The sequence below is a fragment of the Gilliamella sp. Nev3-1 genome (assembly GCF_001690435.1).
In the GTDB taxonomy this organism is placed as follows: Bacteria; Pseudomonadota; Gammaproteobacteria; order Enterobacterales; family Orbaceae; genus Gilliamella; species Gilliamella apicola_C.
On the sequence record NZ_LZHN01000014.1, the window covers coordinates 1 to 4363 of the forward strand.

Here is a 4363-nt window from a genome sequence, read left to right on the forward strand (position 1 = left end):
GAAATAATTAATGTTATATATATTTTTAGTAGCTAGCTGTCTAGAAAGAGGTATAAAATGAAAGGAAAACATGTTTTATTTGGCATAAGCCCTTTTAATTCCAAATTTAATGAAAATTACATATAAAAATATGTTGGAGTGGGGGTTTGATAATTATGATCATGTAGATGTTTTACATCCACATGAAGAGGCTAAGTATCTTTTAATAGGGGCTGGAGATAATGAGGTAAAAGCACGTAAAAAATCACGAAAAGAATTTTATCGAATTGAAAGAGCTATTAATAATTATTTATCAATGTCTGGTCATGATTTTTTTGCAAAAAGAATATTAAAATTTTCCGATTTTTATGCTGACGAATTGTATAAAAAAAATGTAGAGATAATAAAAGAAGATTTTAAAAATAATGAGAATTTTCACTCATTATGTATAACTCAGTCATATAAAGCTATTTTGAATAGAAAAAACGCCATCAGTAAAACATCTGAAATAAAAGAACAGGATATTATTATTGCTACAGAATATATAATAAGAGAAATTCCTTTTATTATTTCCCCTTCTTTATTGTCATCTTCACTAACTAGTCTGCATATATCTTATTACTGTTCATGGCCAATAGCTGATTATGTTTATGCTGGAAAGTTAAGTATCAGCCCTAGTTCAGATACAAAAATTATTGTTAAAGATCATTCAATTTAATTATTAAGTAATATGGAGGTAATATGTTGACTATGAACAATCATTTTCCAGGAGTGTTGTCTGATGAATATGGACAAGATCCATACAAATATATTGATTTATTGGATAAAACGGAGAACGTTATTTATGACAAAACTTTAAATGCGCATTTAGCTATTAGTTATGATGCTGTTCGTAGCATACTTGGAAATTCAGTATTATTTTCAACAAAACCTTTATCTAAAAGAGCTGAGCCAGTAATGAGGGGAAAAGTTCTGGCTCAGATGGAAGGTAATGAACATAAAATAAAAAAGAGCATGCTCTTACATCAGCTTACCGGTCGTGTGTTGAAAGATTATTATCACCCCAAACTGACAAATCTATGTGATTCATTGTTAACAGAAATTATAACTAAGAACAACTTTGATTTTATTTATGATTTTGGTAATAAATATGCTTTATTAACAACATTCAATATCATTGGTATTGATTATAATAAATTAGACTGGTATCTAGAAAGATTAAAACTCATAGTTCAATTTGCGACTGGGTTTAATCTTTCAAAAGAGACTGAAGATATCGCACTATTTGCATCTGAAGAATTGGAAAAAGTGATATTGGATTTAATCGATGAACGTAAAAAGTGTGCTGGAGATGATATTATTTCTTTTATTATTCATAATAGTAATGAAAGTGAAATATTAAGTGATAGTGAGATAGTCGCACTTTCATTAAACATTTTACTTGCAGCTTCAGAACCAGTTGATAAAGTTTTAGCAAATTGTATCTATCACCTTTATAGAAATGAATCTTATATTGATCTAGTTATCTCCAATGATTGCAGCACTAATAGTATCTTGCAGGAAAGCTTACGAATTACACCACCTGTTCATTTAATTCCACGCCAAGTCGAGGATGATAGTTGTGTTGAAGGTGTTAACTTAAAAAAAGGAGATTTAATATTTTCCTTAATACCATCAGCAAATAGAGATGAAAAATATTTTGAACACCCAAATACATTCAATCCACGAAGAGAATTTAAGGGACATCTTTCATATGGAGTGGGAATTCATGCTTGTATTGGTGCTCAATTTGCAAATATGCAATTAAATATCGCCCTTCAAAAATTAGTTTTAATACTTAAAAATTATAAAGAAATTACACCACCAACGTTCGGTGGAATATATACACGAGGCGCAACTCAATATAATCTGGAAAGAGTTTAATATGAAGCAATCGATTGACCTGACAACCTCAGAAAGAAAGTTAGTGTTTGCTATGACACTATCTAGTATATTGCCATTATTAGATAGCAGTATTGTTAATGTTATTTTACCCTCAATTTCGAATGACATTAATACCTCTTATGCTTATATGCAATGGGCTGTTACCATATATATGCTTGCTTGCGCAGCTGGCATATTACTATCACCTTATGTACATGAAAATTTTGGACTCAAGAAAGCATGGGTATGCTCAATTTTTGTCTTTCTTGTTGGTTCTATATTAGTTGGATTTTCATATAATCTGGTTTCTTTAATCTTGTATAGATGTCTACAAGGTTTTGGTGCAGGAATTTTAATTCCTATTACTCAATCTACAATAGCAACTTATTTTGGTAAGGAAAGACTAAAGCTGGTTATGGCATTGATTGCTATTCCGTCAGTCTTTGCCCCTGCACTAGGGCCAATTTTTGGAGCAATCATATCAGAACAGTTAAATTGGAGAATAGCTTTTTTTATCAACATACCTTTAGTACTTATGGCTTTTTTATTTGGTAGAACGACAATGCCTGATAATAAAACGTCTAAATACAATATGAATATTTATGTATTAATGACATTTTTAATTGCTTTAATAATATTTTTCATCTCTATTAAAAATATCACTTCTGGGCATTTTTTTGATATTTTTAATATTATTATGCTAGTTTTAGGTATTGGTTTGATGATGGTTTCGCTTATTATTAATAACAAGTCAGACAGTAAACTGATCGATTTAAGTTCATTTAGTTGTATTCAATATTCGTTCGCAATAATTATGGGATTTCTGACGTCACTTATCTTTTTTGGTTTCATGATTTTTTTTCCTTTAATACAAGCAATAAATGATAATATATCTATTACATATATTGGTATGTTGCTAGCTCTACAAGGTGTAGGTGCCTGGTTGGCTAGAAAATTTATTTATAAATCTCTAAGTGAGATAAATTCATTTCTAATTATTGGTGTAGGATTAATAATATCAGCAATAAGTATATTAATAATTCAAGTAGGTGGCAACGCCTTTGAAATTATCGGTTTTACTGTTCGAGGTTCCGGATTAGGCGTCGCCACGATTGCTGTTCTCTCTTCTCCATTTGAGTTCTGTGATAAAAATCAAATTAAGGACACGAGCGCTATCACGCGTGTTACACAGCAAATTGGTGGTGCATTTGGAGGCGTACTATCAGGAATATTAATCAACCTCACTCAACATCAAATAATTTCAATAAACTGCGCTTATCAGGCAATGTTTTTTGTGTCTCTGGCTTTTGGTTTTCTAGCGGTTATTGTCTATATTTTCTTTGGCCGAGTGAATACAAGGATTTAGCATACAAAAAAACGGAACATGTGAGTTCCGTTTTTTTCGCTTATTCAACGATACTGCTAAGCCACTTATTCAGTATTGAACAATTGAATGAACTATAAAGAGTCTCAACCGCTGACGCAGGTTTCAACTTGAATAAGGTATTTTTTCTGTTTAAACTAATTTTCTAAACCACTTACACAGTGTAACGGTATACTTTTCTTGCAGATATTCTTAGCGGTATTGTAAATACCCCAAACTTAGTACACAACTCACGTAGAAAATTAAGCTGCCTGTTTTAATATTTTATATTCGAGCGGTGTCATGTTATTTAATGCCTCATGCGGTCTTTCGGTGTTATAAATCGTTAACCATTCTTCGGTTATTCTCCTTGCTTGCGCTAAGTTGTTAAAAAGATATAAATCGAGCACTTCAGTACGATAGGTACGATTAAATCGTTCAATATAACCATTTTGATAAGGGCTACCGGGCTAGATATAATCAATGGCTATATCATGTGATTTAGCCCAGTTTATAAAGGTTTTTCCTGTAAATTCTGGCCCATTATCGACCCGTATTTTTAATGGATACCCATGATATTCGGCCAGTTTATCTAAGTAACGGGTAACTCTCCCTGCCGGTAAGCTTACTGCAATATCAATACCTAATGCCTCACGATTAAAGTCATCGATGACATTGAATGTCCTAAAGCGACGTTGATTACGACTACTGTCACTCATAAAATCCATTGACCAACATTCACCTTGTTTATTGGGGACTAATAACCTTTCCGGGCATCGTGGAGGAATGCGTTTTTTACGCTTTACCCTGAGATTAAGCTTTAATTCACAATACACCCGATATACCCGTTTATGATTCCATTGATAGCCGAGCTTTCTGATACGATTAAAACATTTAGGAAAGCCCCAGCGTAAATGCCGGTCTGTGATAGCATTCAACACCGAAACAATCACCGAATCATCCTGTAACTTAGCTTGATAATAGTAAGCACAACGGCTTAAACCAACAATGGCACAACTCATAGCAATAGTAACTGAATGATTTTGTTGTAGTTGCTGTGCCCACGTTTTACGTGCCCCTGTTGGCACTAAAGCTTTT

The 4363-nt window shown here is 32.5% G+C and carries 4 protein-coding genes and 1 pseudogene; 3 read left to right on the plus strand and 2 right to left on the minus strand.

What is annotated here, in order from left to right; translation table 11 throughout:
* The first annotated feature begins 109 nt into the window (after positions 1-109).
* The 3 genes from A9G40_RS03165 to A9G40_RS03175 are packed head-to-tail and all read left to right on the plus strand — an operon-like array spanning position 110 to position 3268.
* Entirely contained in the window at positions 110-697 is a 588-nt protein-coding gene (locus tag A9G40_RS03165; RefSeq protein ID WP_065581864.1) for a tRNA-dependent cyclodipeptide synthase, read from the plus strand.
* A gap of 32 nt (positions 698-729) precedes the next feature.
* The gene (locus A9G40_RS03170; protein WP_176700433.1) at positions 730-1902 is read left to right on the plus strand and encodes a cytochrome P450; all 1173 of its coding nucleotides are present in this window, start codon (positions 730-732) and stop codon (positions 1900-1902) included.
* A 1-nt stretch (position 1903) separates the two neighbouring features.
* The gene (locus tag A9G40_RS03175; RefSeq protein WP_065581866.1) at positions 1904-3268 is read left to right on the plus strand and encodes an MFS transporter; all 1365 of its coding nucleotides are present in this window, start codon (positions 1904-1906) and stop codon (positions 3266-3268) included.
* A 260-nt stretch (positions 3269-3528) separates the two neighbouring features.
* Here A9G40_RS03175 and A9G40_RS14145 read toward each other — a convergent pair.
* A pseudogene (locus A9G40_RS14145) lies at positions 3529-3726 on the minus strand (integrase core domain-containing protein); the annotation flags it as partial.
* A 9-nt stretch (positions 3727-3735) separates the two neighbouring features.
* Positions 3736-4363: DDE-type integrase/transposase/recombinase (locus A9G40_RS03180; protein WP_218057926.1), on the minus strand; the 628-nt coding region annotated here is incomplete at its 5' end.